Below are 4,689 nucleotides of genomic sequence, written 5' to 3' on the forward strand. Positions count from 1 at the left end.
GCGAAGGCGGCGACCGCATCACGTTCACCTCGGCGATCTTGCCGAAGTGGGCGCGCCGGACCAAGAGCCTCGATGCCCTGCTGCCGGTTCTCTACCTGCGCGGCATCTCGACCGGCGATTTCCAAGAGGCCCTTGCTGCGCTGCTGGGAAGGGACGCCCCGAACCTGTCGCCGTCGGTGATCGGACGCCTGAAGGACGAATGGACGGACGAATACGATCGCTGGCAGCGGCGCGATCTGTCGGCCCGGCGCTACGTCTACATCTGGGCCGACGGGGTCTATCTTCAGGCACGGATGGAGGATGATGCCGCATGCATGCTCGTCATCGTCGGCGCCACGCCCGAAGGCAAGAAAGAACTCGTCGGCTTCCAGGTCGGTGTCCGCGAGAGTGCGCAGAGCTGGCGCGAACTGCTCGTCGACCTGAAAGCACGCGGTCTCGCCGCCGCGCCCGAGATCGCCGTCGGCGACGGAGCACTCGGCTTCTGGAAAGCGCTCGAGGAGATCTTCCCCGGAACGCGCCACCAGCGATGCTGGCAACACAAGCTCCTCAACATCCTCAATAAGGTCCCGAAGTCGGTTCAGCCGAACATGAAGACGGACCTGCGCGAGGTGCGGGACGCGCCGGACCGGGCGAGTGCCGAAGCGGCCATCGCGGTCTTCGCCGAGAAGTACGGCGCCAAATATCCCAAGGCCGTCGAATGCCTGACCAAGGACCGCGACGCGCTCCTGGCCTTCTTCGACTTACCGGCCGAGCACTGGGACCATTTGCGGACATCGAACCCCATCGAGAGCGTCTTCGCCACGGTCCGGCACCGGACGGTCAGAACAAAGGGAGCCTTGTCGCAGAAGACCGCCCGGTTGATGGTCTTCAAGCTCGTTATCGCCGCATCGAAGACCTGGCGGCGGCTGAAAGGCGATAATCGCTTGCCTATGGTCATCGCTGGCATCAAGTTCACCGACGGCGTCGCGTTCACCGCGACCGCCGATCAACGCGCCGCCTGATCGGCCCCGTCACCCAACTCCGGCCATAGCTCGGCGTGCCCTCGAGATCGCGCAGAGTTCCACAAGCAGTCTCGGCAACGCCGTTGCGGCTATAGCCATTGTCCTCAACGAACAATCTGAGAGATCCGGGCCGCTCCCAAGACGCATCAACGACCATTGGGAAGCTCTCGGGTATCCTGGCCAAGACCGCGTCTTCTTAATCGTCCGCCGCGGCAGGGAAGGCAGGCGAAGCGGCTACAGCGATAAGGACGGCGATTGTGGAACGGATCATGCGGCACTCCATGTGGCCGGTAGGATCGCAGAGTAAGCGCCCTGCGACAAGAAATTGATCCGCCTACTCTGATTGCCGACGGCTCTGGCCGAGCAGTGGAGGCGCCGCTCGTAATAGCTGCTATCGGCTATCGCCGCTGATGGGAGGAGAACCGTAATCGGCCCGACAGTGTCGACTTCGGGACCCACCGCCGGGCCTTGCCGCTGACGAAGAGCCTTTTCGTCAGGACTGGTCCTTCGATAGCACGCCAAGGATTAGGTGGGGAAAGGCGGACTGAAGGTTGCTATCCGGATCAGAAAGTCACCACGCCCGGTCACAGGCAGCGGAATGAACCGGTCAAGGCCACCCACTTCGTATCATACGGCAAATCCTGGAGTGAAGACTGTCCGATGTTGGCACGTCTGAAACCAACCGGCACCGCTTGATCCCTCGTTCGGACATGGTTGCGACAGCCCTTTGCCGATCAGGACTTGGCCGGGGTCGCGCCCATCGGAGAGGATGACGTCGGCGAGCTCGCGCCGATAGTGCCCGCGGGCGCCGGTGCACGTCGCGCCGCGCAGCCGGGGCGCTGGCCGCTGATGCGGCTCGACCGGATCTACTCCTCGACCGGCTTTGCGCTCGCCGCCCGTCGGGTGGACGCGCCGTCTGGCCGGGCCTCCGACCATTGCGCGGTGGTGGCCGATCTGGCCTGGCCGGATGCTCCGCCGAATGAGGGCGGCTAGCGCCTATTGGCTGTCTCGACTCTCGGCTTTTCCGCCGCCTGATCCGGGCGGGTCGAGCGGATGACGATGTCGAGATTGTGGGCAAGGCTTTCCCGACTCGCTTCGTCGAGCGTCTCCAGCGCCGCGGCGACGCGCTGCAGCGGATCCTTCTTGAGCAGCGTGCGGCCGCGCTCGGTCAGACCCAACTCCTCGGCCCGGCCGCGGTCGACGCTGCCACGCTTGGCCACGTAGCCCTTGGTGATCAGCGTGCGGACGGTCCGCGCCACGGCGCCGGACGCCATTCCCTGAAAACGCGCCAAATCGATCGCCGTGCGCAGACGCACGGGCGCTGAATGGATGTAGCGTAGGGCCGCCCATTGCGCCGGGAACAGATTGGACGCGTAGCCCTGCGAATGCAGTCGCCGTGCGATCTGCTCCAACTGGCTGGCCAGGTCCGTCGTGGATATCATCGCCCATTCCGCCGCGATTGGAAGAACTCCTCGCCGAGCCGAGACGGGATCGAACGTCTTGCGTCGTCCACTTTAGCTGGCAGTCATAGCTTCCCAAACGATTGCACCGGGGATTGCTAAAGATGCGTTCAGGCAGCAATTAAAATATGAGCATCCCGGACAGAATTCGGGATCTGTTCGCCGCAAGGCGAGACACAACAGAATGCGTCCATCATGAGCCATGCCAGATCACGACAGCCATCGGCGGCAATATCGCATCTATCCGGCCGTCACGCCGAACATCGCCGTGCCGGAATCCAACAGGGCTGGGTCATCCGCAAAGCTGAAACGGGATACTTTTACCACGTCCCGCGCCTGCACCCAGGCCTGCTAGTCGAACTGCAGACGGTCCGGCGCCCGAGCGTCGACGGTGAGCTCGAGTAGATGCAACGAAGCCGATCGATAGCCCGACCGCGAGTGGCTTCCTGGTTTGTCACGCGCATTCCCCGCTCACGGCGTTCCAAGCGCTTGCCCCGATCAGCATCGTCGATAGTGCGGAGCAATCCGTCGGTGACCTGAGCACTATTAGAGTGTGCGACCGGGGCTGATTGCTGGTCGACCTCGCGCAAGGCTACCATCGGCTTCCCGTGTCGGCGTGCTCCAGCTCGACCCGCGATGATGAAGATCGGACAGGGCGGAATGACCGGCCCCCGGACCAGGAGACGCAGGGAGAGCCGTTCGCGTTGCAAATGCCGCGGTCGGCGCGCAGGAGAGCGCTTGAGGGTGCAGCGCTTCGAGAGTTTCCAGGTCTTACAGTCTTGTGGTGGAGGAGGGCACAGCGAACAGCGCACCCTCCTCTGACGGTTCAATCTTCCGGATGGTCAGTCCCGGCGCTCCTGCCGAAGCTCACGTCTCGACCAGCGCAGATCCCGTCGCTCCTGTCTCAACTCGCGGCGCTCCGCACGAGTATTTTCTCCGTCACGGCGAGCGTCGCGCAGGTCCCGTCGCGCGTCTCGTACGTCTCGCCGATCCTGCCTCACCTCTCTGCGTGCGTCGCGCAGATCTCGGCGTTCCTCCCGGCGTTCCCGCCGCACCTCACGCCGACCGTCATATCGGTCGCGGTCCCGATAAGAGCCGCGGCCACGGTAGTGATCGTCCCAGTAGCTTCCAAACGAGAAGCTGATCGTGGGCACCCCCACGCGCTCGACGACGGTAGGCCCTGTGTAGCGGCGTCCCCTGTCCACAAAGGCAAGGAAATTCGACGACATCCAGCCCCGCTGTCCCGCATATCCGACATCGCACCAGGAGCGACTGTCGAGGCAGCCAAAGACTCTGACGTCATCACCGTTACCCACGACGTTGACGACCGGATAACGCGTCGACGGTCCGGCCCGGAGATTCACGTCGGTGGTCGCGATTGCGGTCGCGGCCAAGACGGTAGTGGATACAGAAAGCGCGCCGAGAAACGCGACAACGCCGGTGAGATTCTCGGAGGTCATCGTTTTCCTCCTTGCGGTGCAGACAGTCGATTGTCTGACTGAACTTGATGGATGGAAGGCTAGTAGAGCGCCACTGAACCCCGGCTGAATGCTTCATTCATGGGGAGCCTTTGCTGCCCCAACGCGTTAGCCGCGGTAGGGTTCGGGGGTAAACAGAGAAGCGGCCGATGTTTGCGCTGCTGTGGGATGAGCGCACAGTGAGAAGCGGCGCCGCTGTGGAGCACCTCGAACGGCCCGATTGCGAACCGGGGTACCGCATCCGAGAAGAGCGCGGTCCCGAGCAGGATGTCGAGGGCAGCTTGTTCGACGGGCAAGAGCACAGTTGTCCCCAGGCAAATTCCAGGCGCGGTCGCCAGCAGCGTTGCCACAGCCGCTCGACCGGCCCCGCGAGAAAGCCGCCAGTAGCGGCATGCCAGACATTGGTCAGGTAAGCCGGCGCCACAAGCAGAAGCAACGCCTCACGCGAGGCCAAGCGCCGTGCCGGGCAGTGCCAGTGCCACAGTCGGCAGACCGGGTCCGACGATGCCTTTGACCGCGCCACCGACTAGGAATGCGCTGACCGCAACCAAGGCCAGAGAGAGATCATGAACCCGTCCGAAAGAATCTCGTAAATAGCAGCGTGCGGCAGGGACCGTCGCCGCTCCCGGCTATCGCCGACAGGGCAATCGGGTGAGTTGGCGCGTGACATTTGGTGCAAGTACTGAATCTGTGGGTTCCCAATTGATTCGATTGGGAGATTGCGGGAATGGCTGTGTCCGACGAGGCGGT

4 protein-coding genes are annotated in these 4,689 nt (G+C 63.5%); 2 read left to right on the forward strand and 2 right to left on the reverse strand.

All coding sequences use genetic code 11. From position 1 onward, the window contains the following. A partial coding sequence (locus tag VQ042_RS24670) for an IS256 family transposase (protein ID WP_331822912.1) occupies positions 1 to 1,001 on the forward strand: 1,001 nt, incomplete at its 5' end. 741 nt (positions 1,002 to 1,742) lie between these two features. Next, entirely contained in the window at positions 1,743 to 1,994 is a 252-nt protein-coding gene (locus VQ042_RS24675) for an endonuclease/exonuclease/phosphatase family protein (RefSeq protein WP_331822913.1), read from the forward strand. On the opposite strand, the gene VQ042_RS24680 is transcribed toward VQ042_RS24675, so the two are convergent. Next, positions 1,991 to 2,443, reverse strand: coding sequence for a MarR family winged helix-turn-helix transcriptional regulator (locus VQ042_RS24680; RefSeq protein WP_331822914.1), 453 nt, complete (start codon positions 2,441 to 2,443; stop codon positions 1,991 to 1,993). The genes VQ042_RS24675 and VQ042_RS24680 overlap by 4 nt on opposite strands. Before the next feature lie 860 nt (positions 2,444 to 3,303). Beyond that, positions 3,304 to 3,921 (reverse strand): SH3 domain-containing protein, encoded by a 618-nt coding sequence (locus VQ042_RS24685; RefSeq protein ID WP_331822915.1) that lies wholly within the window; start codon positions 3,919 to 3,921, stop codon positions 3,304 to 3,306. Positions 3,922 to 4,689: the final 768 nt, after the last annotated feature.

The organism is Aurantimonas sp. A2-1-M11, from assembly GCF_036549475.1.
Classification (GTDB): domain Bacteria; phylum Pseudomonadota; class Alphaproteobacteria; order Rhizobiales; family Rhizobiaceae; genus Aurantimonas.

Coding starts and splice junctions, on each gene's coding strand:
- VQ042_RS24680 (WP_331822914.1), bottom strand. CDS start 2,443: ATGATATCCACGACGGACCTGGCCAGCCAGTTGGAGCAGATCGCACGG.
- VQ042_RS24685 (WP_331822915.1), bottom strand. CDS start 3,921: ATGACCTCCGAGAATCTCACCGGCGTTGTCGCGTTTCTCGGCGCGCTT.